Origin of the sequence: Roseobacter sp. HKCCD7870 (assembly GCF_037830315.1) — a bacterium.
In the GTDB taxonomy this organism is placed as follows: domain Bacteria; phylum Pseudomonadota; class Alphaproteobacteria; order Rhodobacterales; family Rhodobacteraceae; genus M30B80.
The window spans coordinates 1,546,330-1,570,198 of sequence record NZ_JBBLYO010000001.1 but is presented as its reverse complement, the minus strand read 5'-3'; the positions used below and the strand labels follow the sequence as shown (position 1 = coordinate 1,570,198).

At 55.7% G+C, this 23,869-nt stretch carries 27 protein-coding genes and 1 riboswitch; of the genes, 16 read left to right on the top strand and 11 right to left on the bottom strand.

Annotated features, from left to right (window positions below; all coding sequences use genetic code 11):
* Positions 1 to 10: 10 nt before the first annotated feature.
* Entirely contained in the window at positions 11 to 838 is an 828-nt protein-coding gene (locus tag AAC637_RS07915) for an LOG family protein (protein WP_317656943.1), read from the top strand.
* A gap of 11 nt (positions 839 to 849) precedes the next feature.
* On the opposite strand, the gene mepA is transcribed toward AAC637_RS07915, so the two are convergent.
* Positions 850 to 1,764, bottom strand: a complete 915-nt coding sequence (gene mepA / locus AAC637_RS07910; protein ID WP_340303040.1) for a penicillin-insensitive murein endopeptidase — start codon at positions 1,762 to 1,764, stop codon at positions 850 to 852.
* 13 nt (positions 1,765 to 1,777) lie between these two features.
* Positions 1,778 to 3,124 (bottom strand): MFS transporter, encoded by a 1,347-nt coding sequence (locus AAC637_RS07905; RefSeq protein WP_340303039.1) that lies wholly within the window; start codon positions 3,122 to 3,124, stop codon positions 1,778 to 1,780.
* Positions 3,125 to 3,307: 183 nt separating this feature from the next.
* Between AAC637_RS07905 and AAC637_RS07900 the strand changes: the two genes are divergently transcribed.
* The 12 genes from AAC637_RS07900 (at position 3,308) to AAC637_RS07845 (ending at position 13,198) form a co-directional block, all read left to right on the top strand.
* A complete protein-coding gene (locus AAC637_RS07900) occupies positions 3,308 to 3,595 on the top strand; it encodes a YggT family protein (RefSeq protein ID WP_317657298.1) in 288 nt (95 codons plus the stop codon).
* A 4-nt stretch (positions 3,596 to 3,599) separates the two neighbouring features.
* The gene (locus tag AAC637_RS07895) at positions 3,600 to 4,853 is read left to right on the top strand and encodes an NAD(P)/FAD-dependent oxidoreductase (RefSeq protein WP_340303038.1); all 1,254 of its coding nucleotides are present in this window, start codon (positions 3,600 to 3,602) and stop codon (positions 4,851 to 4,853) included.
* A 57-nt stretch (positions 4,854 to 4,910) separates the two neighbouring features.
* Complete coding sequence (locus AAC637_RS07890; protein WP_340303037.1) at positions 4,911 to 5,279, top strand: UDP-galactopyranose mutase; 369 nt, start codon at positions 4,911 to 4,913, stop codon at positions 5,277 to 5,279.
* Positions 5,270 to 6,796 carry a 2,3-bisphosphoglycerate-independent phosphoglycerate mutase gene (gene gpmI / locus AAC637_RS07885; protein ID WP_340303036.1) on the top strand — a complete coding sequence of 509 codons (1,527 nt, stop codon included), beginning with the start codon at positions 5,270 to 5,272 and terminating at the stop codon, positions 6,794 to 6,796. Before AAC637_RS07890 ends, gpmI begins: the two co-directional genes overlap by 10 nt.
* A gap of 26 nt (positions 6,797 to 6,822) precedes the next feature.
* Entirely contained in the window at positions 6,823 to 7,275 is a 453-nt protein-coding gene (locus AAC637_RS07880; RefSeq protein WP_340303035.1) for a murein hydrolase activator EnvC family protein, read from the top strand.
* Between the two features lie 41 nt (positions 7,276 to 7,316).
* Positions 7,317 to 8,645: a S41 family peptidase gene (locus AAC637_RS07875; RefSeq protein WP_340303034.1), complete on the top strand. Its 1,329-nt coding sequence runs from the start codon at positions 7,317 to 7,319 to the stop codon at positions 8,643 to 8,645.
* The gene (locus AAC637_RS07870) at positions 8,642 to 9,133 is read left to right on the top strand and encodes an RNA pyrophosphohydrolase (RefSeq protein ID WP_340303033.1); all 492 of its coding nucleotides are present in this window, start codon (positions 8,642 to 8,644) and stop codon (positions 9,131 to 9,133) included. The genes AAC637_RS07875 and AAC637_RS07870 overlap by 4 nt, the downstream gene beginning before the upstream one ends.
* A 19-nt stretch (positions 9,134 to 9,152) precedes the next feature.
* Entirely contained in the window at positions 9,153 to 9,761 is a 609-nt protein-coding gene (locus AAC637_RS07865) for a glutathione S-transferase family protein (RefSeq protein WP_340303032.1), read from the top strand.
* Entirely contained in the window at positions 9,758 to 10,213 is a 456-nt protein-coding gene (locus AAC637_RS07860; protein WP_340303031.1) for a GNAT family N-acetyltransferase, read from the top strand. The genes AAC637_RS07865 and AAC637_RS07860 overlap by 4 nt, the downstream gene beginning before the upstream one ends.
* Before the next feature lie 222 nt (positions 10,214 to 10,435).
* Positions 10,436 to 11,014, top strand: coding sequence for a ubiquinol-cytochrome c reductase iron-sulfur subunit (gene petA / locus AAC637_RS07855; RefSeq protein WP_340303030.1), 579 nt, complete (start codon positions 10,436 to 10,438; stop codon positions 11,012 to 11,014).
* Between the two features lie 15 nt (positions 11,015 to 11,029).
* A complete protein-coding gene (petB, locus tag AAC637_RS07850) occupies positions 11,030 to 12,379 on the top strand; it encodes a cytochrome b (protein ID WP_317656921.1) in 1,350 nt (449 codons plus the stop codon).
* A gap of 18 nt (positions 12,380 to 12,397) precedes the next feature.
* Entirely contained in the window at positions 12,398 to 13,198 is an 801-nt protein-coding gene (locus AAC637_RS07845; protein WP_340303029.1) for a cytochrome c1, read from the top strand.
* A 69-nt stretch (positions 13,199 to 13,267) separates the two neighbouring features.
* Here AAC637_RS07845 and AAC637_RS07840 read toward each other — a convergent pair whose 3' ends face one another.
* The 3 genes from AAC637_RS07840 to thiB are packed head-to-tail and all read right to left on the bottom strand — an operon-like array spanning position 13,268 to position 16,465.
* Complete coding sequence (locus AAC637_RS07840) at positions 13,268 to 13,957, bottom strand: thiamine ABC transporter ATP-binding protein (RefSeq protein ID WP_340303028.1); 690 nt, start codon at positions 13,955 to 13,957, stop codon at positions 13,268 to 13,270.
* Positions 13,950 to 15,503 (bottom strand): thiamine/thiamine pyrophosphate ABC transporter permease ThiP, encoded by a 1,554-nt coding sequence (locus AAC637_RS07835; RefSeq protein ID WP_340303027.1) that lies wholly within the window; start codon positions 15,501 to 15,503, stop codon positions 13,950 to 13,952. The genes AAC637_RS07840 and AAC637_RS07835 overlap by 8 nt, the downstream gene beginning before the upstream one ends.
* Positions 15,479 to 16,465 (bottom strand): thiamine ABC transporter substrate binding subunit, encoded by a 987-nt coding sequence (gene thiB / locus AAC637_RS07830; RefSeq protein ID WP_340303026.1) that lies wholly within the window; start codon positions 16,463 to 16,465, stop codon positions 15,479 to 15,481. Before thiB ends, AAC637_RS07835 begins: the two co-directional genes overlap by 25 nt.
* Before the next feature lie 55 nt (positions 16,466 to 16,520).
* Positions 16,521 to 16,629, bottom strand: a riboswitch (TPP riboswitch).
* A gap of 96 nt (positions 16,630 to 16,725) precedes the next feature.
* Between thiB and aroC the strand changes: the two genes are divergently transcribed.
* Both aroC and AAC637_RS07820 read left to right on the top strand, forming a co-directional pair.
* Positions 16,726 to 17,826 carry a chorismate synthase gene (gene aroC, locus AAC637_RS07825; RefSeq protein ID WP_340303025.1) on the top strand — a complete coding sequence of 367 codons (1,101 nt, stop codon included), beginning with the start codon at positions 16,726 to 16,728 and terminating at the stop codon, positions 17,824 to 17,826.
* Between the two features lie 166 nt (positions 17,827 to 17,992).
* Positions 17,993 to 18,631, top strand: coding sequence for a hypothetical protein (locus tag AAC637_RS07820; RefSeq protein WP_340303024.1), 639 nt, complete (start codon positions 17,993 to 17,995; stop codon positions 18,629 to 18,631).
* Here the strand turns inward: AAC637_RS07820 and AAC637_RS07815 are convergent.
* The 5 genes from AAC637_RS07815 to AAC637_RS07795 form a co-directional block, all read right to left on the bottom strand.
* Positions 18,628 to 19,512, bottom strand: coding sequence for a DMT family transporter (locus AAC637_RS07815; protein ID WP_340303023.1), 885 nt, complete (start codon positions 19,510 to 19,512; stop codon positions 18,628 to 18,630). The genes AAC637_RS07820 and AAC637_RS07815 overlap by 4 nt on opposite strands.
* Before the next feature lie 106 nt (positions 19,513 to 19,618).
* Positions 19,619 to 19,909 (bottom strand): HU family DNA-binding protein, encoded by a 291-nt coding sequence (locus tag AAC637_RS07810; protein WP_340244157.1) that lies wholly within the window; start codon positions 19,907 to 19,909, stop codon positions 19,619 to 19,621.
* Between the two features lie 128 nt (positions 19,910 to 20,037).
* Positions 20,038 to 21,522 carry an AMP nucleosidase gene (locus tag AAC637_RS07805; RefSeq protein WP_340303022.1) on the bottom strand — a complete coding sequence of 495 codons (1,485 nt, stop codon included), beginning with the start codon at positions 21,520 to 21,522 and terminating at the stop codon, positions 20,038 to 20,040.
* A gap of 23 nt (positions 21,523 to 21,545) precedes the next feature.
* On the bottom strand, positions 21,546 to 22,253 hold the full coding sequence (locus tag AAC637_RS07800; protein WP_340303021.1) for a sulfotransferase-like domain-containing protein: 708 nt from the start codon (positions 22,251 to 22,253) through the stop codon (positions 21,546 to 21,548).
* 1 nt (position 22,254) lies between these two features.
* Positions 22,255 to 23,154, bottom strand: coding sequence for a D-amino acid aminotransferase (locus AAC637_RS07795; protein ID WP_340303020.1), 900 nt, complete (start codon positions 23,152 to 23,154; stop codon positions 22,255 to 22,257).
* A 126-nt stretch (positions 23,155 to 23,280) separates the two neighbouring features.
* Here AAC637_RS07795 and AAC637_RS07790 point away from each other — a divergent pair, with 126 nt between their 5' ends.
* On the top strand, positions 23,281 to 23,535 hold the full coding sequence (locus AAC637_RS07790) for a hypothetical protein (protein ID WP_340262378.1): 255 nt from the start codon (positions 23,281 to 23,283) through the stop codon (positions 23,533 to 23,535).
* A 3-nt stretch (positions 23,536 to 23,538) separates the two neighbouring features.
* On the opposite strand, the gene AAC637_RS07785 is transcribed toward AAC637_RS07790, so the two are convergent.
* Entirely contained in the window at positions 23,539 to 23,865 is a 327-nt protein-coding gene (locus AAC637_RS07785; protein ID WP_340303019.1) for a hypothetical protein, read from the bottom strand.
* Between the last annotated feature and the right edge of the window lie 4 nt (positions 23,866 to 23,869).

Sequence of the window (23,869 nt, the reverse complement as noted above, 5' to 3'; positions counted from 1 at the left end):
GAGACAAGCAATGAGCAGCAAGAAACATCTGATGCGGGATGCAGGTTTGGATCTGCGCGAAGCCGACCGCACGCCAGACACGCCGCAAACCCAAAGTCCCGCCTATAGGCTTGCCTTCGCAGACCCAGATTTTCTGTGTCAGGACGCGCTGCGCCCTGTGCGCCTTCAGCTTGAGCTTTTAAAGACCGAAATGGGGATGGATGCAGAAGGCATTCGGTCAACCATTGTTCTGTTTGGCGGTGCGCGCATTCCTGCGCCTGACGCCACAGACGGCAAACCCCCCGCGATTGCTGCAATGGCCCGTTATTACGAGGAGGCCCGCCGTTTTGCCTATCAAATCACCCAGCGCGGTGCGCGCGGTGAGAATGTCATTGTCACGGGCGGTGGCCCGGGCGTGATGGAGGCGGGCAATCGCGGCGCGCATGAGGCGGGCGGTGTTTCCGTTGGGCTTAATATCGTGCTGCCCCACGAGCAGGCCCCCAATGCTTATGTCACACCTGAGTTGAGCTTTAATTTTCACTATTTTGCCATTCGCAAAATGCATTTCCTGCTGCGCGCGCGTGCGCTTGCGATTTTTCCAGGCGGTTTTGGCACGATGGATGAGCTGTTCGAAAGCCTGACCTTGATCCAAACAGGGCGAATGGAGCAGGTGCCCGTGCTGCTGTTTGGCCGAGATTATTGGACGCGCCTTGTCGATTGGGACATGCTGGTCGAGATCGGCACGATTTCACCTGAAGATCTCGACCTCTTCCGCTTCGTGGAAACCGCGGAAGAGGCGTTAGACGTTATCGACACATGGCCCCTATCAGGACGGCGCGGCGGCATTCCAGGCCGGTAAGGTTTCGGGCGCTACAACTGACTGATTGCCTGACATTGCGCAGGCAAATCACCAAGCCTCAGGGCGCGGCGTGGTGTGGGATCAGGCGCATCGGGGTCAGGGGGCGGCGGGTTCAAAATATTGTTGACCCAAGCCTGCGCATCCGCGCAGCCATCCCCCACAGGAGGCGCATCTTGCGCCTCGCAATCGCTTGCGCCAAGCGGGCAGTTTAGGCGCACATGGATATGGTAGTGATGGCCAAACCACGGCCGGATTTTCCGCAGATAGCTGCGATCCCCTGTCTCATTTTCGCACATCCAGACCTTTGCGGCTGGAAAGACGAAAATCCGCGACACGCGCGGATCACTGGCGGCAAGGCGGATCAGCGTGGCGTGCTCCTCCGTCCAATTTTCATTCACGGCTGCCCCGCGTTGTGCCTGCATCGAAATAGAGGACAGGTTTTCACGCGCGGCTTGGGATAGGTTCAGATTGCGCGCGGGCAAGAGCCAGATATCCGCATCAAGCCCCGATTGATGGCTGGCATGGCCTGACAGCATAGGCCCGCCGCGCGGTTGGCTCATATCGCCAATATATAGACCGCTCCAAGAGGTTGCAGCCGCCATTCTTACGCTTAGTTCTTGGACGAAAGTCACTGTGTCAGGGTGGGCCCAGTTGCGATTGCGCGACAGGCGCATTGCCTGCCATGTCGGCCCTGTTTCGGCCAGTTGCACGGCCCCTGCCACGCATCCGCCTGCATAGGCGCCGAACACATTTGCGGTTGTTGTGGTGGGCGTTGGAAGATTGCCAAAGACAAGCCGTGCTTCGCGGCTCAGATCGGCACTTGAGAGTGTCACCTGCGGCAGATCATTGGCCACAGGCGGTGCGCTTGGGGCGCAGGCCGTAATGGCGATGAAACACAAACCTATAGAGGCGATATATTTGCGCATGGCCCGATTTTCCCTATTCATGCTGCCGCGGATCGGCATTCACCCCGCGCAACAACCATAACCCCAGTAAGAATAGCATAATCAGCGGCGTTACACCCCAATTTTGACTGTTGGTGAGGGAGGTCATCACCGCAATGAGAAATGGGGCGAGGAAAGCTGTGGCCTTTCCTGCGAGGGCATAAAGGCCAAAATGCTCGGTTATTGCGGCAGGATCCGCTTGGCGCAGCATCATATGGCGGGATGCGCTTTGCACGATACCACCTGCCGCGCCAATGCCGATGCCGATCAGGTAGAACATCAGGCTTGGCAGGTTTGAGCTTTCGGCAAGCGCAAGACCAAATAGGCTATCGCGCCCGATAAAGGGGATGAGAAGAGATAGACCGGTTAGGCAGAGAACTGACCACCAAATGATCTGGTATGGCCCGAAACGATCATCCCATTTCCCGCCTATCCATGCCGCAACGGCCCCCGAGATGATGGCAAGAATCCCGAAAATTCCGATATCTGTGATCGACCAACCCAAGACACCCGCCGCATAAATGCCGCCAAAGGCATAAAGACCGTTCAACGCATCGCGGTAGAACATAGATGAGAGCAGATAGCGCAGCAGGCTTGGATGATGGCGCAAGGATTTCAGCGAGCGTGCAAGCTCGGGCAGTGCTTGGCGCATGGTTTGACCAAGGCTTGGGCCAGAGTGCGGCTTGGGCCTGTGCGGTTCTCGCACCCAAAGAAAGAAGGGAATCATAAAGATCACATACCAAAGCGCGGTAAAGGGCCCCACGGCGCGTGTCCCTTCGCGCGCGGCGGCGTCCAGACCAAAAGCGGGTGATAGGCCAAAAAGCGTGCGCCCCGTTTCGGCGTTTTCGGCAAAAAATCCGAGCATCAGGATCATCGCCACCAATCCGCCCAGATACCCAAGGGCCCACCCTGTCCCAGAGATTCGCCCCATTTGCGCGCGTGGGCCAAGGTCAGGCATCAGCGCATTGGTGAAAATCGTGGCGCATTCCATCCCAAAAAGGCCGAGGGCAAAGAGGATCAAAACCACCCAGATCTGCATTCCATCGGGTGCAGCAAACCAACAGCCCAATGCGCCGATGACGTAAAAGGCGGAAAACACCCAAATGAATGGCAATTTGCGCCCAGTTTGATCTGCAATTTTGCCCAATATGGGCGCAGCGATGGCAATCAATAGGCCTGCCGCCCCGATGCTATAGCCCCAAAGGCTTTGGGCGCGGGTGCCATCGCCTAAGACTTGCGCGATATAGGGCGCGAAAATGAAGGTCAGAAGCAGCGTGTTATAGGGCTGACTTGCCCAGTCAAACGCCCACCATCCATAGATGCGTTTCTTACTTTCGATCATCCTGCCCGCCATAGCCGTTCTATTATCGTTACTGTGGAGGGCTTTCTCGATTTGGCAAAGGGAATCCGAAAGAATGGTATAAAAGCAGCTTAAAAATCGGCAAAAATGCCCGATCCCTTGCGCTTAGGTTGTACAGGGCTTAGATCATTCGAACTGGGATTTCCGATGGAAGGGGCCTTTGCCGTGACTTCGCTCTTCATGATCTTGATGCTGCTGCTCAATGTGGCGACCTATATCATCATCGCCCATATCATCATGAGCTGGCTGATCAATTTCGGTGTGCTGAACATAAGGCAGCCTTTGGTCTATCAAATTTGGCAAGGTCTTTCGAACCTCCTTGAGCCGATTTATGGCCCCATTCGCCGTGTTTTGCCCCAAATGGGTGGGCTAGATTTGGCACCGCTGATTGTGATTTTGGGGATCTACGCGCTTGAGATCATCCTGCGCAACAATGCCATGATGTTCATGTAGACCTATGTCCACGCCTCGGTCCCATTTTGACGCCGTTATTGTTGGCGCGGGTGTGGTGGGCGTGGCCAGCGCGCTTTGGGCGCAGATGCGTGGGCAATCGGTGGCCTTGATTGATCCTGCCCCCGTTGGATCGGGGGCAAGTTCGGGCAATGCCTGCACTTTGGCCACCTATGCCTGCCTGCCCGTCAACGATCCGTCCGTCTTTGCAAATCTGCCCTATTATCTGTTTTCAAATGACAGTCCGCTTGCTTTGTCTTGGGGTCATGCGCTGCGCCATCCTATCTGGATGATGAAATTCTTGGCCAATTGTCGCTCTACGAAATCCCGCCAGATTGCGCAGGAATTGGCGGCGTTGTTGGCCCATGCCGATGCGGGGTTGAACCCTCTGATTGAGGCCGCCGCGGCAGAGGATTTGATTATTGCAAATGGGCAATTGACAGTCTGGCGCAGCGCGACTGCCGCCGATGCAGATCGGGCAGGCCTTAAGTTTCGCCGCGACCAAGGCATTCCCTTTGAGGAATTAAGCGGGGCCGAAGCTCATGCGATGGAACCTGCCTTGGCCTTTCAGCCCGCGCGTGGGGTCTATTATCCGCTCGCGCGCCATATCCGAGATCCACTGCTTTTGACGCAAAGATTGCATCAGAAATTTACCGAATTGGGCGGGCAGACGATTGCCAAAGCGGTGACTGCACTCAGCGATGAAGGCGCGCAGGTGCGGGTGCATCTTGGGCAGGATGATGTCACCACGGCGCGGGTTGTTCTGGCCGCAGGGGCCTATTCGGCGCAGATTAAAGGCGGCCGAGCGGAGCATCTGCCCTTGCAAACCGAACGGGGCTATCACCTGATATATAAAGATCTTGGCCATTATGCCACGCGCCCCGTTGGTTGGGTTGAGGGTGGGTTCTATACCGCCCCTATGGCGCAAGGTCTGCGTTTGGCGGGAACCGTTGAGATTGCGGCCCTGAACGCACCACAAAACCCGCGCCGTTTGGATTACATTGCGCGCAAAGGGGCCGAGTTATGGGGCGATCTGCCCGCGCCTGATGCCACATGGATGGGATGCAGGCCTACCTTGCCTGATGCCTTGCCTGTTATTGGGCCAAGTCCAAGCTCCTCAAAGATTATCCACGCCTTTGGCCACCAGCATTTGGGCCTCACTTTGGCGGGTGTGACGGGGCGGATTGTGGCTGATCTCCTTGAGGGGCGGCAGCCCAATTTGGCTATTGGCGGATTATCGGCGGCACGCTCTTTTCTTTGATTCATAGCCCATTAACCCCTGACCCTCATTCTGCCCTCGGCAATATGGAGGCGCAGAATGCCCATTTTGGTGGTTGGTGCAGGGTTCTCAGGGGCCACGCTTGCGCGTGAATGTGCGGAGGCGGGGCCGAATGATACCCCATATTACCCTGTGCGCCTTGCGTGTGAGAAGGCGCAGCTTGGGCGGTATATCGCGGCGGCCTTGGGTCAATATGGCGTCAGCTTTGTGGGTCGGCTTGGCACTTATCGCTATTTAGACATGGATGTTGCCATCCGCGAAGCGCGCAGTTTAGCGCGCTCGGCAGTGGCCGCATTGCGCATAGGGCAGCGTCCCCCCGTCCTTGCGCCTGAGGTTGAAACTTGCCTCTCTGCCCAACCCATCCTAGAAACAGGGCAGGTTGGCAGAAAGGCACCGCAATGCGCGTGAATACCCAGAAAAAACCCGTGATTTTGTGCATTTTGGATGGGTGGGGCATCGGCACAGAGGCCGAAGGCAACGCGCCGTTGCAGGCCAAAACCCCAAACTTCGATCGGCTGATGTCCACCTGCCCCAATGCGACCTTGGTGACCTTCGGCCCTGATGTCGGCTTGCCAACGGGGCAAATGGGAAATTCCGAGGTGGGCCATACCAATATCGGTGCAGGTCGCGTGGTGGCCATGGATTTGGGCCAAATTGATCTGGCGATTGAGGATGGCTCCTTCTTTCGCAACCAAGCGTTGCAAGAGTTCATCGTGACTGTGAAAGCCGCGAAGGGACGCGCTCACATTGCGGGGCTTGCCTCCCCCGGTGGTGTGCATGCCCATCAGGCGCATATTTTGGCTGCTGTTCAGGCTTGTGCAGATGCGGGGCTAGAGGTGGTGATCCATGTGATCACCGATGGGCGGGACGTTGCCCCGGAATCCGCAAAAGAACAGATCGCGGGGCTTGAGGCGAGATTGCCCGACCGCGCGCGCATTGGAACTGTCACGGGGCGCTATTTTGCGATGGATCGCGACAATCGATGGGAACGGGTCGAGACCGCCTATCGCGCAATGGTCGAAGGCAAAGGCGCAACAGCCCCGTCCGCGCAGGCGGCGATTGATCAAGGCTATGGGGCTGAGAAAACCGATGAATTCCTGCCCGCAACAGTGATCGGTGACTATTCTGGCATGGCGGCAGGCGATGGTCTGTTTTTTGTGAATTTCCGCGCAGACCGGGCGCGCGAAATATTGGCCGCAATTTGCGCGCCTGAGTTCACAGGATTTGCGCGTGGCCCTCGCCCTGATCTCTCGGCGCGATTGGGGATGGTGAATTATTCGACCGACCATGATCGCTATATGCAGGCGGTTTTTCCCAAGCAGGAATTGAAAAACACGCTCGGTGAATGGGTTGCGGCCCATGGTTTGCGTCAATTTCGGATTGCTGAAACAGAGAAATATCCTCATGTGACCTTCTTTCTCAATGGTGGCCAAGAAAGTGCTGCTGAGGGGGAGGATCGGTTTATGCCGCTCTCGCCAAAAGTGGCGACCTATGATCTGCAACCTGAGATGAGCGCCGCCGAGGTGACCCAAAATTTGGTTGCGGCGATTAATGCGGAGTATGACCTGATCGTGGTGAATTACGCCAATCCTGACATGGTGGGGCATACGGGGAATTTGGGCGCTGCAATCGCTGCTTGCGAGGCGGTGGATCAGGGCCTTGGCGCGGCGTTGGCGGCCCTTGAGGCTAAAGGCGGTGCAATGATTGCGACGGCAGATCATGGCAATTGCGAAACAATGATCGACCCTGTGACAGGTGGCCCTCATACGGCACATACCGTCAATCTCGTGCCTGTTGTGGTGTATGGCGCGCCCGAAGGCACAAGCCTTGCAGATGGTCGGTTGGCGGATTTGGCGCCAACTGTTCTTTCCCTAATGGGCCTGCCGCAACCGCCTGAAATGACGGGGCAGTCGCTGTTGCGATGAAAGCGCGCTTTAGCCTTCTCTTGTAGGTGTTTTTGATTTGTGCGCCTGTGGCGCTGCATGCGGAGATTGACCCAAGCGAGGCGGCTGAAGCGGCTATCCTTGAAGTGGAAGCCGCGGCCACAGCCCTTGCCAATGCCGAGAGTGCCAGTGATCGCATTGCGGCGCTTGTGACATCCCCGTGGTTTGGAGCAGTGCGCTATGCGGGGCCTTTGTTGGACTATGGCAATGTGGTGATCCTTGAACCTGAGGGCAATATTTTGATGATTCTCGCGGGGCTTGGTGATCTTTATGTGACTGCGGGCACTGTGATTGCACGGGGCGCACCCTTGGGAATGATGCCAAGCGCCGCAGGCGCGCGCGCAGATTTGATCACTGAGACACCAGATCAGACTGGCGCTGCGCTTTCAGAAACTATTTATATTGAAGTGAGACAGGATGGCGGCGCGATTGATCCGCAACCATGGTTTAATTGGGAATAAGTGCGCCGCGCCAGATACGCGGTCGGAAAGGACGGATAAAGATGAAGAAACTGGTTATTGCGGGCTTCGGGGGCGCGGTTGCTGGGGTCATCTTGGCATCCCAATTTGCCGCCCCGCTCTTGGCGCAAGAGCAGGAACAGCAGCGCAGCGTTTACGAGCAGCTTGATTTGTTTGGAGACGTGTTTGAGCGGATCCGCTCGAATTACGTTGAGGAGGTCGATGAATCCGCGCTGATCGAAGCGGCGATCAATGGCATGCTGACCTCGCTTGATCCGCATTCAAGCTATCTGCCGCCGCGTGATTTCGACTCGATGCAAGTGCAGACCCGTGGTGAGTTTGGTGGGTTGGGCATTGAAGTGACCCAAGAAGACGGGTTTGTGCGCGTCATCACGCCAATGGATGACACCCCTGCAATGGAAGCGGGCGTTGAGGCGGGTGATTTCATTACCCATGTGGATGGCGAGGCACTGCTTGGCCTGACATTGGAAGAAGCCGTTGATCTGATGCGTGGGCCTGTTGGTTCGGAGATTGTCATCACTGTCGTGCGGGAGGGGGTTGATGAACCCTTTGACATTTCCATCATCCGCGACCGCATCCGACTTACCGCCGTGCGAACGCGCCTAGAGGGGAACACCGCGATTTTGCGCGTCTCGACCTTCAATGATCAAACTTACCCCAATTTGGAGGAGGGTTTGTCTGATGTCATCGCAGAGCTTGGCGGGATCGAAAATCTGAACGGTGTCGTGCTTGATTTGCGCAACAATCCTGGGGGTCTATTGACCCAAGCAATTCGTGTGTCCGATGCCTTTTTGGAACAGGGCGAAATCGTTTCCACCCGTGGCCGCAATGGCGCGGATGGGGATCGCTACAATGCAACGGCAGGGGATTTGATTGACGGATTGCCGATGGTGGTTCTGGTCAATGGCGGCTCTGCTTCAGCCTCCGAGATCGTGGCGGGCGCGTTGCAAGATCATCGCCGCGCTGTGGTCGTAGGCACAAACACATTTGGCAAAGGGTCGGTGCAATCCGTGATGCCTGTGCAGGGCGAGGGGGCCATTCGACTGACCACTGCGCTATACTACACCCCTTCGGGCCGCTCGATTCAGGCATTGGGCGTGGCCCCTGATATTCTGGTGGAACAGCGCGACCCTGTTGAGGATGCGCCGACCGAAGATCGGTTCACCCGTTCCGAAGCCGATTTGCGCGGTGCCTTGCGCAACACCACCCTGACCGAAGATGAGCAGCGTCTTCGCGATGAGGAGCAAGCCATTGCCGAGGAAACCGCACGCCTGCGCAATCAGGATTATCAATTGGCCTATGCGATTGATATTCTGACGGGGCTAAACGCCTTGGGGCCAAACGCCCGATGAGCGCGGTGCTGTCGCCTGCTGATATCGCATCGCTGCCCTATCGGCCCTGTGTTGGCATTGTGATGGTCAATGCCGTGGGTGGTGTTTTCGCGGGCACGCGCGCGGACATGGACAAACCTGCATGGCAAATGCCGCAGGGCGGTATTGATGCGGGTGAAACCCCACGTCAAGCCGCTGCCCGTGAATTGCTTGAGGAAACTGGCATTTCAGAAGATCAAACGCGGTTTGTAAGGCAGACCGCTGATTGGTTGACCTACGATCTGCCGCTAGAAGTGATCCCCTATCGTTGGGGCGGCAAATTTCGGGGACAAAAGCAGCATTGGGTTATGGTTGAATTAATCGCCCCGGATGACGCGATTGACCTCAGCTATCAGGATGTTGAATTCTCCGATTGGCAATGGATGCGAGCGCAGGATCTTTTGGTGCAGATTGTGCCGTTCAAGCGCGATATCTATGCCGCCGTGTTTCAAGAATTTGGTTTAATCTAAGCCCAAAGGGACAAGAAAAATGGCGCAATTTCAGGTTCTCGGCTCTGCTGCATCCCCCTTCGTGCGGAAGGTTCTTGTGATGGTCAAAGAGGCGGGTATGACAGATGTGATGTTCGAAACTGTCAAAGCCTCACCCATGGGCGGGGATGCCCATCTCAATGCCGCCAATCCTTCAGGACGTATTCCTGTGCTTTTGCGCGAAGGGGATAGCCCGATTTTTGACAGCCGTGTGATCACCCGCTTTTTGGATCAACATGCGCAAGCGGGGCTTTACCCGGAAAGCCGTTTTTGGGAGGTGCTGACCACCGAAGCGGCGGCAGATGGTATGATCGAGGCTGTGGTGGCCATGGTGTATGAAAAACGCTTCCGCCCCGAAACACATTGGTATGAGCCTTGGTATGAAGGCCAATGGGCCAAAGTAGAGCGCGCGCTTGATTATTTCGAAACCCAAGTGCCGAGTTTTGATCAGGCGCTTGATATGGGCCAAATCGCGGTTGGTGCGGGCTTGGGCTATCTTGATTTTCGCCAAGGCCAATTTGATTGGCGCGCGACCCGCCCGAACTTGACCGCGTTTTTTGATCGCTTAAGCGCGCGTCCCTCTTTCAAAGAAACATTCCCAGTTGGATGAATGCTTCGCCCGAATTTAGCCTTGTGCAAACACAGGCTGATTTAGATCTGTGCTACGAGATCCGCCGCGCTGTCTTTGTGCTCGAGCAATCTGTGCCGCTTTCAGAGGAATTTGATACGATTGACGCAAAAGCCACTCATGTTTTGGGTCGTTTGGCGGGGCGGGCTGTGGCGACAGGGCGGCTCTATCGCACAGGTCAGGCGTGGCGGATCGGACGCATCGCGGTTGTCGCAGATGCGCGGGGCGCGGGCTATGGTGCGGCACTTATGCGGTTTGTGATGGCGCATATTCGCCACATCGCCGCGGAACCAGATCCACATCAGATGGAATTGGACGCGCAATTGAGCGCGATTTCCTTTTACGAGCGCTTGGGATTCACCGCCACAGGCCCCGAATTTGATGATGGGTCAGGTATTTTGCACCGAAAAATGGCCATAAACTTCGGGAAATAGGCGGGCTTTGCGAAATTTTTTTCGTGTGAAACCTTCATGTTTTTCGCGCAGAGGTTGAAAATTCATCACAAACCGCGACATTTCGGCCAAACTGCGCGCGTTTGTCCGCTAGACGCTCATCATTTCATTGCATAAACAGCCCGAGAAAAGCTGCGGGGGATTCCTGTGGCTTCGATTCAATTGGCCCCGTTTGGTGGGTCGCTGACAAGGGAGACGCTTTCAGTGTCACACGCAGAAGACCAGTCCAGCACACGCCGCGACTTTCTGTACTATGCGACAGGCGGTGTAGGTGCTGTTGTAACCGGCGCCGCCGTCTGGCCGCTGGTCAATCAAATGAACCCTTCGGCAGACGTTCAAGCCGCATCCACGATGCGCGTTGATGTCTCGGGTGTGCAGGAAGGAACGCAGTTGACCGTTCTGTTCCTCGGCAAGCCCGTTTTCATCCGCCGCCGCACGCAAGATGAGATTGAAGCGGCGCGCGCCGTTGACATGAATGACCTTGTCGATACCGATAGCCGCAACCCAAACATCGCGTCAGGCTCGGATGCGCATGACGAGAACCGCAGCCTAACCACCCCTGAGGGTGAGAACACAGGCGAGTGGTTGGTGATGCAGGGCGTTTGCACCCATTTGGGCTGTGTGCCGTTGGGTGATGGCGCAGGCGAGTTCGGCGGTTGGTTCTGCCCTTGCCATGGTTCGCATTACGACACGGCCGGCCGTATCCGCAAAGGCCCCGCGCCGGAGAACCTGCACATTCCAAACGCGTCTTTCGTAGACGATTCAACAATTTTGCTCGGTTAACGGAGGAAACGACCGATGTCTGGCATTCCCCACGACCATTACGAACCGAAGTCCAACGCCGAGAAGTGGTTGCATTCGCGCCTTCCCATCGTGGGCCTTCTTTATGACACATTGATGATCCCAACCCCCAAGAACCTGAATTGGATGTGGATTTGGGGCATCGTTCTTGTGTTCTGCTTGGTCATGCAGATCGTCACAGGGATCATCCTTGTGATGCATTACACCCCACATGTCGATCTCGCTTTTGCAAGCGTTGAACACATTATGCGCAACGTGAACGGGGGATGGGCGATCCGCTATATCCACCAAAACGGGGCGTCTTTGTTCTTCATCGCGGTTTATCTGCACATTTTCCGTGGTCTTTACTACGGCTCCTACAAGGCGCCACGCGAAGTCACATGGATTGTCGGTATGCTGATTTACCTACTGATGATGGGCACAGCCTTTATGGGCTATGTTCTGCCTTGGGGTCAGATGTCCTTCTGGGGCGCGACCGTGATCACGGGCCTATTTGGCGCGATCCCCTTTGTGGGCGAAGCGATCCAGACATGGCTCTTGGGCGGGCCTGCGGTGGACAACGCCACGCTGAACCGCTTCTTGTCGCTGCACTATCTGCTGCCATTCGTGATCTTGGGTCTGGTGATCGTTCACGTTTGGGCCTTCCACACCACGGGTAACAACAACCCAACAGGTGTTGATGTGCGCCGCGCCTCTAAGAAAGAGGCCGAAGCCGATACGCTGCCATTCTGGCCCTATTTCGTGATCAAAGACCTGTTCGCCTTGGCGGTTGTTCTGGTGGCTTTCTTTGCCATCGTGGGCTTTATGCCGAACTATTTGGGTCACCCCGATAACTATATCGAGGCAAACCCAATGGTCACGCCTGCACACATCGTGCCTGAATGGTATTTCTTGCCCTTCTACGCGATCCTGCGCGCTTTTGACGGTGAAGTTTGGGTTGTGATTGCGGCGGAGTTCCTGACAGGCGGGATTGTTGACGCGAAATTCTTCGGTGTTCTCGCCATGTTTGGTGCGATTATCGTGATGGCCTTGGTGCCATGGCTTGATACATCTTCGGTGCGCTCTGGCCGCTACCGCCCAATGTTCAAGCCTTGGTTCTGGGTCTTCGTGATCAACTTCTTCGTGCTGATGTGGGCGGGTGCAATGCCTGCAGAAGGGATTTACCCCTACATCGCTTTGATCGGGTCGGCCTATTGGTTCGCCTATTTCCTCGTAATCCTGCCGCTTCTGGGGGTTCTGGAAAAGCCAACCACACCGCCTTCGACCATCGAAGAGGATTTCAACGCCCATTACGGCAACGCAAGCGTGGGCACTGGCCCTGCCTCTGCGAAAATTCCTGCTGAGTGAGAGAAAGGATAGTCTGACATGTTCAGGAAACTTGTGATCAGCACAATTGCTGCGCTGAGCCTCTCGACCGGAGCGGGATTTGCAGCAGGTGCAGCGGGCCATATCGTGAATTATGAATTCTCGTTCCAAGGCCCATTTGGTCGCTATGACCAAGATCAGTTGCAGCGCGGGCTTCAGGTCTTTACCGAAGTTTGCTCTGCCTGCCATGGTCTGCAATATGTGGCTTACCGTAACCTCGCCGATGAAAATGGCTTGGGATATACTCCCGAACAGGCCCGCGCCTATGCGGAACAGTTCGAGGTGTACGACCCCTCCATTGATGATTGGCGCACTGCGACCCCGAATGACCATTTCCCGCAGTCTAGCCTTGAAAACGCACCTGACCTGAGCCTTATGGCGAAGGCCCGTGCTGGCTTTCATGGGCCATATGGTTTGGGTCTGAACCAGTTGTTCAACGGCATCGGTGGCCCAGAATATATTGCATCTCTTCTGACCCATTACACGGGTGAAGAGGTGGAGCAGTATGGGACATACTTTTACGAGAACGAAGCTTACCCTGGTGGTTTGATCGCAATGACCCCTCCCTTGTGGGATGGTGCGGTTGAGTTCGCAGATGGCTCACCCAATGATATCGAGAGCATGGCCAAAGATGTGGCTGCGTTCCTGACTTGGGCGGCAGAACCCCGCATGATGGAGCGTAAGCAGCTTGGCTTCACCGCGATTATCATGCTCGGCATTCTCGCTGTGATGCTGTATCTGACCAATAAGAAACTTTGGGCGCCTATCAAATCGCGCGCCAAAGCGGGCGCGGCGAAATAAGCCACGCCCCCGAAGGGACGATAGAAACCTAAAAGCGCCTCTGATCCCAGAGGCGCTTTTTTCTTTTGCCTACAGCCATGGCACCAAACCCGCAGGGGGTGCGGCTTGTAGTCCTGCGATGGGGCAATCTTCCGTAATCTGCCCTTCGGACAAAAGCATCACGCGGTCACACATCCGTTCGGCATCCGTGAAATCATGAGAGGCGAGGATCAAGGTCAGTCCCAAATCGCGGCACAAACTGCGGATCAACTCTGCCATCTCGCGCCGCAAAGCGGGATCTAGGGCTGCAAACGGCTCGTCCATCAGCAGGATTGGCCGATTTTGCAAAAGGACGCGCGCAATGGCTGCACGGGATTGTTGTCCACCTGACAAGCTTGCGGGGCGGCGCCCCTCAAACCCGCGCAGGCCCACTTGTGCCAAAGCGGCGCTGATCTGCGCCTCCATCGCCGCGTTCAACGCCAATCGCGGCGAGAGGGCCAAGCCTAGGTTTTCCCGCAAAGTCAGATGAGGGAAAAGATTACTGTCTTGAAACAGGATTGAAATTGGCCGTTTGGATGGATCGCACTGTGTCAGGTTTGCGCTGTCAAACCAGATCTCTCCCGCATTTGGGCTGAGAAACCCTGCGATGAGGCTGATCAACGTGGATTTCCCCGCGCCTGATTGCCCCATTAAGGCCAGCCGTTCCCCTCGCTCCACGCGGAAGGTGGCGTTCAATTCAAAGCCTTCGCTGCAATAGGTTAGGTTTGTGATCTCAAGCATGGTAACGGCCCCCACGGTCAAATATCCAAAACAAGCCCAGGCTTAGGATCAAGAGCAGCAATGCAGCCCCTTGGGCATCCGCCATACGATAGGCCCCCATCAGGCGCAGCATCTCTAGGGGCAAAGTGGCTTGATCAGGTGCCGCGAATAGGGCGATCACGCCCAAATCCCCCATTGATAAGGCCGCACATAAACCCGCCGCAAAGCCCAATGGACGGACAAGGCGCGGCAGGATCGCGTGCCGAAATCTGTGCCAATCGACAAGGCCCAGCGCCGTGGCAAGGCGGGCTTGGCTTGCTTCAGCTTCACGAAGGGCGGGCAGAACGGCACGCAGCACGAAGGGCAGTGCCATCAGGGCATTGACGCATACGGTAACGGGCAAGGCCCATGTCACGGGATTGGTGATTGGGCGCAGGATTAAAAACCATCCTGTGCCGAGGGCCAAAGGTGAAATGACCAAGGCAAGCAGGCAAAGAGCCTCAAACATTGCGGCGCGGCGCAAGCGGAGCAAGGCAAAGGCGATTGGCAGCGCCATCGCAATCGACAGAGCGGTCGCAGATAACGCCATGATCAGCGAGCGCAGCGCCGCAATCCAAACGGCTGTGGGTAGTTCTGTAAGATTTGGCAGGCCAAGGATCACGATCCGCGCCAAGGGCAATGCGAGAAATCCACCCGCAGCCACGATCACCAGAGTATCGACAAATGCGCGCCCCTCAGTGGGCAGGGCCAATGTGCGATCCAGCCCCGTGCCAAGTCCCGTGCCACGGGCTGACAGCCGCAGCGCAAACGCGCCGAGGCCGAGGCACAGCAGGGCCTGCACGGCGGCCAAACTTGCGGCGCGCCCAAGGTCAAAATCAAATCGAAACGCTTGATAAATGGCCAATTCAATTGTGGTCGCGCGCGGGCCGCCGCCCAAGATCAACGCAACTGCGAAACTTGAGCAACAGAGCAGAAAAATCACCACAAAAGCGCCCGGTGCAGTGCTTCGCACAATCGGCCATTCGATATGCCGAAAAAAAGCGCCGCCCTTAAGCCCCAAAGATTGTGCAAGGCGTATGCGTTCCTGTGGGATGGCTTGCCACTCTTGCAGGATCAAACGCGCGGCAAGGGGGAGGTTAAAAAACACATGTGCGAGAACAACGCCGTGTAGCCCGTAAATTTTGGGGAGGTCCAGGCCAATGATCTGTAAGGCACGCGCAAGCCACCCGTTATGACCATAGCTGGCAATCAGCCCGATTACGGCAACGATGACGGGAAGGATAAATGGGGCACCCATCAGGCTGATGAAAATGCCCCTCCCAATAAACCTCCGCCGCGCAACAGCGCGGGCCAATGGAATGGCAATTGCAAGGCTCAGGCTTGCGGAGAGGAATGCCTGAAGGAGCGTAAAGCGAATTGCGGCCCAGTCAGCCGCGTGCAATTTAAACCTATCGTCCGCCGTGACGGCAATCGCCACAAGCGGGGCAAGGGTCACGGTCAGGACAAGCGCCAAAGCGCCCGTCCCGACCCAAACCAAGGCACTTAGCGGCTGAGTGCGGTTTGCCATCTGTCAATCGCTGCATCGCGAAGCGCCGCAGCCTCATCCCCCGAGAAGTGCAGCACTTTTTCAGGGGCAATCAAGGTTTCAAACCCATCGGGCAGCGCCGAAGCGGGCAAAGCCGCAGGATACATCCAGTTTGTCGTGGGGATTACGGATTGGAATTCGGGCGACAGCATGAAGGTCATAAACGCACGCGCTAAATCGGGTTGATCGCTTGCTGCGGTGATGCCTGCAATTTCAATTTGCATATAATGCCCTTCGTCAAAGGCAGCGGCAGATTTGCTGGGATCTTCCTCAGCAATGAGGTGATAGGCGGGGGATGTTGTGTAGGAAAGCACCATATCGGCCTCACCCTCTAGGAACAGGCCATAGGCCTCAGACCATCCTGGGGTGACGGTGACGATGTTATCCGCCAAATCCTGCCAAATCTGCGCAGCCCCATCGCCATAGGCGGCCTCAATCCAATAAACCAGGCCCAAACCTGGGGTCGAACTGCGTGGGTCTTGGATCAAGATGCGCAGATCACTTGCGGCCAATTCCTCAAAACTTTGAGGGGGATTGGGCAGATCAGCGTTATGGACAAAAGCGAAATAGCCCCAATCAAAGGGCAGAAATTCTGCATCATCCCATGCGATTGGTAGGGTTAGCCCCTCAGCGGAGATATCATGCGTGGCGAATAGGCCCGTATCGCGCGCGACTGTCATCAGGTTTGTATCAAGGCCCAAGACCACATCCGCTTCGCTGCGGCTCCCCTCAAGCTGCAGCCGCGACAGCAGTGCTGCGCCATCGCCCGCGCTGACGAATTGCAGATCACAGCTACAGCTTTCTTCGAAAGCAGCCTCAATCTGGGGCCCAGGCCCCCAATCAGCGACAAATGAATCATAGGTATAGACATGCAAAACAGGGTTTTCGGCCATTGCCGCCCCTGCAAAGATGCTCATACCCGCTGCTATGATGGTGTGTTTCATTTCCTCACTCCTCCATTGCGACGGGCGAAGTGAAGATGGAGCTTGGGCAAATTGCCCTCTGTTCCAAAGCCTTCCCTCCGCCGGTCCTAACCGGTTCAGGTTCAACGGGTTTACGCAGGATTGCGCATCTCAGGCCCAATAACGGGCCACCCCGAGACAAAGACTGATCTAGGCAGGTTTTCTACGAAGGGCAAGGGTCTTGGCATTTTGCCTCAGGAAGGCTAACCCCTGTGAAGGCTAAAATTATGTAGGTCACGCCAATGTCGATGAACACATTCGGTCATCTTTTTCGGGTTACCACTTGGGGCGAAAGCCACGGGCCAGCCCTTGGCGCGACTGTTGACGGATGCCCCCCAGGTGTCGCGATAGATGCCGCAATGCTGCAGCATTGGCTTGATCGCCGCAAACCAGGGCAAAATAAATACACCACGCAACGCCGCGAACCTGACGAGGTGGAAATTCTTTCGGGCGTTTACGAGGGCCAGACGACAGGCACGCCGATACAGTTGATGATCCGCAACACGGATCAGCGGTCGAAAGATTATTCTGAAATTGCCGAAAAATTCCGTCCAGGCCATGCCGACATCACCTATTGGCAAAAATACGGTATCCGCGATCCGCGCGGGGGTGGGCGATCAAGCGCGCGAGAAACCGCTGCACGCGTGGCCGCAGGCGGGGTCGCACGCGCGGTTTTGGCCACGCTGCTGCCTGATCTGCAAATCACGGGCTTCATGGTACAAATGGGACCACATCAGATTGACCGCAGGCGGTTTGACTGGGATCAGATTGAGCAGAACCCATTTTGGACGCCTGACCCCAAGGCAGCGGCAGATTGGGCAAGCTATTTAGATGGTCTTCGCAAATCGGGCGACAGTGTCGGCGCGGTGATCGAGGTGGTCGCGCGCGGTTTGCCCGCAGGGCTTGGCGCGCCGATTTATGGCAAGCTTGATACGGATTTGGCTGCAGCGATGATGTCAATCAATGCCGTGAAAGGTGTTGAGATTGGCGAGGGCATGAACGCCGCTGCCTTGCGGGGTAGTGAAAACGCGGATGAAATCACGATGGGCGCAGATGGCCCGCAATACGCCTCTAATCACGCGGGCGGGATCTTGGGTGGAATTTCTACTGGCCAAGATGTGGTTGTGCGTTTTGCAGTGAAACCCACCTCCTCCATCCTGACACCGCGCCAAACAATCACGAAATCGGGCGAATCGGCTGAGATCATCACAAAAGGGCGGCATGATCCTTGTGTGGGTATTCGTGCCGTTCCTGTGGGCGAAGCGATGATGGCCTGTGTGGTCCTGGATCATTTGTTGCTGCATCGCGGACAAATCGGCGCAAATCGTGGCAACATCGGCTGATCGTTTCTTAGATTAGTTTCAAATTCCGTAAAATTTTCTTGGCCTTGCCGCGTATGAACCAAGTTTCCTTGCGATATTGAGTGGGTAAACGAGTAAGAGGTTAACTATGCGACAGGCCAAGCGAACATGGGCACTTCCGAGATCCTTTCGGGTGGATGGAAGAACGATGATCATCGCGCTTATGGCGCTTGGCCTCCTCATTGGGATGGTTAGGCGGATCGGCCCGACCCCCGATGTCTGGGGAAGCACCAATGACAGCACGGCGGGTTTGCGGGTGTTCTCGCAAGACGACCGACTGGTCTATTTCGAAGATTTCGAGTTTAACGAAGGCGGCTTTAGTGGCGTGGCCCAATCAAATCAATCCGTGATAACGGGCGGTATTCTGGGTCCTGTTGCAGCGGGGTTGGTGATCCAAAAACCAATCCTTTTGCCACTTGGTTTTCGCAATGCTGTGCTTGAGTTAGACCTATGGCTTCTTGACGGATGGGACGGTGCAGCGGTTGAACTGAGCTTTGCCGATGCAGCCTTGCGCATTACAGGCGAGGCGCACGCCCCCGTGATCGAGATCGCGCGGCAGAGCCCAACAGGCACGCGGTTTCAATTGCTTGACGCGCATCCCAAACCCGATGGGTCAGCGCAATCGGGAGAAGAAACCACACGATTATCTTTACGCATTGCGGTCAGCAGCTATGACGCAGAGGGCGAAATCAGCCTATTTGGCAGCGATGGTACGGATAGCCCCTATCGCATCGCTATTGATAATCTGCGCGTCATTGTCAGCGATACGCCGCTTGACGGGGCCTAACTGCTTGGCGGCGATGGGGTGACGCGGGCCAACTGCACCGCCAAGATTCCGCCTGCGATAATGGCAACCCCAATTATGTCGGCCAAAGATAATTGTTCCCCAAGGAGCGCCGCGGCAATCGCCACGCCGAAAAACGGATTCAAGAAATGAAACGTTGCGGCGCGGGTTGGCCCAATGCGGGCGACCAACAAAAACCAAACCCACGTTGCCAAAAGACCTGGGGCTAAAGTTGTATAAGTGAAGGCCCAAAAGAGGCGCTGCGACATGTCAAATTCTGGCGTTTCAAAGATTAAGGCAAAGGGCAGCAAGACAATCGAGCCAACCGCCATTTGCAAGCCAACGGTCATGATCACATTTCCGCCCGAGGCTGAAGCACTGCGCACGGCCAATGTTGCGATGGTCAGCGCCACGGCAGCTATGACGCAGAGTGCAAGGCCCATGACATCCGCCCCGCCTGTTAATCGCTGTGACATAATCAGCGCCACCCCAGTAAAGCCCGCAATCAGGCCGAAAATCCCAAGCTTCGGGAGGGTTTTGCGGAAAAACGCCCAATTCGCAGTCGCCACCAACAGCGGCATACTGGATGCGATAATGGCTGCAAGCCCTGCTTCGACCGTTTGCATGGCGATAAAATTCAGACCCAGATAGATCGCGTTTTGGCAGGTGCCAAAAATCAAAATGCCGCGCCATTGCTTGGCCGAAAATTTCCAGTGTTGTCCGAGGGCCTTGGCAATGGCCACACCAATCAGACCCGCTAATCCAAATCGCAGAACCAATGCGTAGAGGGGGGGCGCGGCTTCAACGATCATTCGCGCAGAGGTGAAAGCCGAAGACCATATGAGGGCGAAAATCAGCCCCATTCCAATTGCGCGAAAATCCATGTCATGCATCCTGCCGAAACCTGCCTGCGACACAGAAGCATGAAACCTGCCCAAGAAAAAGGGCCGCCCAAGAAGGCGGCCCTTAAAATTTCGAAACTGCGAAAACTTAGCCGTTTACGCTGTCCTTCAATGCCTTTGCGATTGTGACCTTCACAACCTTGTCGGCAGGCTTTTTGATCTGCTCACCCGTTGCTGGGTTGCGCACCATACGCTCGGGACGTGCGCGGCAGTATACTTTGCCAATCCCAGGAAGGGTTACTGCGCCACCGCCTGCGACTTCTTTGGTGACCACTGCGGTCACTGCATCCAAAGCGGCTGCTGCGGTTTTCTTGTCACTGCCCATTTCGTCGGCAAGCGCGGCAACAAGCTGCGTCTTTGTCATCGGTTTCTGTGCCATTTTTATCTCCTTTACTCCCCGAACCCTTGGGCTCGCTGGTGCGAAATTACCCTAATATTGTGGAGGGACACAACAATTAGTAGACATAATGGTGCAGAAAACATGCATCTTGACAGAAATTTATATATTTATAAGAAAGCCGTTTCCTCAAAAGATCGCAATTTTCGGCTATGAAGGCGTTCAAGCGGCATTTCGCGCAATTTTTCCATGGCGCGAATGCCGATCAACAAATGTCGCGTCACTTGGGTTTTATAGAATTCTGAGGCCGTTCCGGGCAGCTTTAATTCGCCATGCAGCGGCTTATCCGAGACACAAAGCAGCGTGCCATAAGGCACCCGAAAGCGAAATCCATTGGCGGCGATCGTTGCGCTTTCCATATCAAGTGCGATGGCGCGACTTTGGCTGAGGCGCTTTACGGGGCCAGATTGATCGCGCAATTCCCAATTGCGATTGTCGATTGTGGCGACCGTGCCTGTGCGCATGATCCGTTTCAATTCATAGCCAGACACTTGCGCAACATCTGCCACCGCATCCTCAAGGGCAATTTGAACTTCGGCCAATGCGGGGATGGGAACCCATGCGGGCAGGTCATCATCAAGAACATGATCTTCGCGCAGATAGGCATGTGCCAAGACATAATCGCCAAGCGCCTGCGTGTTGCGCAGACCTGCACAATGACCAACCATCAACCATGCATGGGGTCGCAAAACTGCAATATGGTCAGTGGCGGTTTTTGCGTTTGAAGGCCCGACCCCAATATTAACCAAACTAATACCTGCATTGTCTTTACGGGTGAGGTGATAGCTTGGCATCTGGGGCATTTTTGCGGGATGTGTAAGCTCTGCTTCAGCCGTCATCAAAACTTGATTGCCTGGCCCAACGAGGGCGGTGTAGCCACTGTTTGGGTCGGCCAACATTGCCCGCGCATAGGCAATGAATTCGTCAATATAGAATTGGTAATTGGTGAACAGAACATGGTTCTGGAAATAAACAGGATCAGTCGCGGTATAATGAGCGAGCCGTGCTAGAGAATAGTCGATCCGTTCGGCGGTAAAGGCCGCAAGCGGCCCCGATCCGTCTGGATGCTTAAAGCCAAAAGAATTGACGATCTCGTCATGGATGCCGCCCAGATCAGGCACATCAAACATATCGCGCAAGGGAAAGGTCAGCGCAGCCTCTTGCGGGATGTTGAGATTGGGATCTGTCAGCACCGCAAAATGCAGTGGAATTGGGGTGGAGGATACCCCAATCGCGACCTCAACATTATGGTTTTCAATCAGCAGGGCGATTTGCTGTGTCAGATAATTTGCAAATAAATCGGGGCGCGTGACCGTTGTGGAATAGGTGCCCGGTTCTGCGACATGACCAAAAGAAAGGCGGGTGTCGATCTTGCCAAAACCTGTCGTGGTAATCCGTATCTCGGGATAAAAGGCGCGATAGCGGGTGTTCTCGCGCGGGGCTTTTAAGGCCTCGGAAAAGGCATCGTAAAGGAATTTTGTGGCCGCCTGATACAGCAGTTGCAATTCGGCGACTGCGTCTGCGGCCTTGCTGAAATATTTGGGGTGAGGTGCGGCGGGGGATAGGATTTGTTCGTCTTTGGCTGATTTTCGCATCGCGCACTCCCCCTGATTTAACCTTAGCCTGTGTGTTTTAGACTGCGCATTTGTTCGTAATATTCAAGCGCCTCGGTCAGCAGCCCATGATATTCTTTGGGTAAATCAGGCAATGGCCCTTCGGGATCAGAAATCCCAGTTGAGCGATGCAAAGCCCCATACCAATGCTTGGCCCAGATCCCATCTTGGGCCCGTGGCCCTGCGGGCCAAGATAACATTGCTGCGTCAAACGGAAGGTCGGCCGCTGCGCAGATCATGCGCAACATGGCCTCTGGGTTCGCGCGAATATCTGTGCTGTCGAAAATTAGGCCAGGGAGGCGCTGATAAAGCGCCCATTGTTGAGGATAGCCAATATCAAGCAGGCTCGGCATATCGCGCTTGGCGAGGTAGGAGGCAATGACGCGGGCGGGGTGACGGATCAGATGCATATTCACGCAGCCCTCAGCCCAAGTCATGTCAAACCCATCCAACATATGGTGGGACATGTGTTTCATATACCAATGCTCTTTTCCGTCAGGCGGGCTGCCCGCACAGCGCCGCGCCACGATCTTTGCATCGCTTTCATGCGCGGCAAGGATATCGGATCGCATCGGGTGGTCGAGCACTGTCTCTGCCAAATAGGGGGCGTAGAATGGCTCGTCCCAAACCGCGCAATCGGCGCGCGCCCCAAAGGCATACATCATCGCAGTCGAAAGGTTGCGTGGCCCCGACCACATGGCAATTTTTGTCATTCTATTCTGTGCCTTGATCAATCATGTCTTTATAAAGCGCGCGGATGCGCGTGGTCAGTGGCCCCAAATCGCCTGTGCCGATGACGCGGCCGTCAATCTTGCCTACAGGGGTTTGTGCGCCGAATGTGCCCGTCAAAAATGCCTCATCTGCGCTATAGGTTTCCACCAAGGAAAAGTTTTTCTCAAAGACGGGGATGTCATTGTTGCGGCACAGGTCAATGACCTTCTGCCGTGTGATCCCCTTCATGCAATAATCGCCTGTGCTTGTCCAAACCTCGCCCTTGCGAATGATGAAGAAATTGCACGCATTTGTGGTGTTCACAAAGCCATGGATGTCTAACATCAATGCCTCATCTGCTCCCGCCTTTTCCGCGGCGATGCAAGCGAGAATACAATTCAATTTGGAATGAGAGTTTAGCTTAGGGTCCTGCGTCATCGGCAAGCCGCGCAGATGTGGCACTGTGGCCAGACGAATGGGGCGCGGGATGGAGGGTTTGGAATGCTCCATGATGATCGCAACAGTCGCGCCAGAACGCGACAGGGCAGGATGTTGAAAGGGGCGCATCTTGACCCCACGCGTGACCATCAACCTGGCATGGGCATCGGTCTGCATCTCGTTGGCGCGGCGGGTGTGTTCGAGGGCCGCAATCACCGCAGCGTGGGTCATGCCGATATCAAGATCAATCGCTTTGGCAGCCTCAAATAGGCGATCCATATGATCGTCTAAAAAGGCCCATTTCCCATTATAGAGACGTAACCCCTCCCAAACGCCATCACCAAGCATGAAGCCGCTGTCATAGACGCTGACCATTGCCTCGGCGCGCGGTTTGAGCGCTCCGTTGATCCAGATCAGAATATGTTCATTGCGCGCGTCTTCTTCGCTTTGATGTGTGCTGACCATGATTTGCCTCGCCCTTGCCCTAATCACCTTCGCGTGAGGAGACAGGATGCCGTCTTGATGTGCAATATCAATCACAGTTTAGTGCGGGCAGTTTCCACATTTTCCCAAAGCAATGGGAGCCAGGCTATGACACGGACTGACAATAAATCACTGCGCAGTGGGTTTAAACTGGTCGCTTTGAGTGTCGCCATTGGGCTGGCATTTGTGTTGCAGATGCTTTCGCCTCAGGATCGCGGTGCGGTGATTGTGCAATCTCTGTTGAAGGGGCAAATGCCTGTCTTCGGGCACAGTGCGCCCTGTGATCTGGTGTGCAAAGGCCCGCAGATCTTGCCCGCAACAGGCGATCTGAACGCGAACGCGCCCCGTTTGCGGGATATCTGAGCGCTACGACAGCATGGCCTTGTGCGCCTTGATGGCCTCATTCAGGTCTGCATAGTAGTTAAGCTTTCCCGCCTCTAGAATGAGCGCCGCATCGCAATAGTCGCGCAGTTCGGCCAGATCACGAGATGTGCTTTCCATAAGTGCATCAAGCGAGCGCGATAAAGACGCGAGGCGATTATGCGTTGCAATCACCGCCACCAACCGACCCTTAGGCGGCATATCCCCGTCTGGCCTTGGGTGCTGGCCCGTGGGTGCAGGGCTGCCCAAATTCAACATGGGTGTCAGGCAGGTCATCGCCAATCTTGGCCTCTCGCGCGAAATCTCAATCACGGCC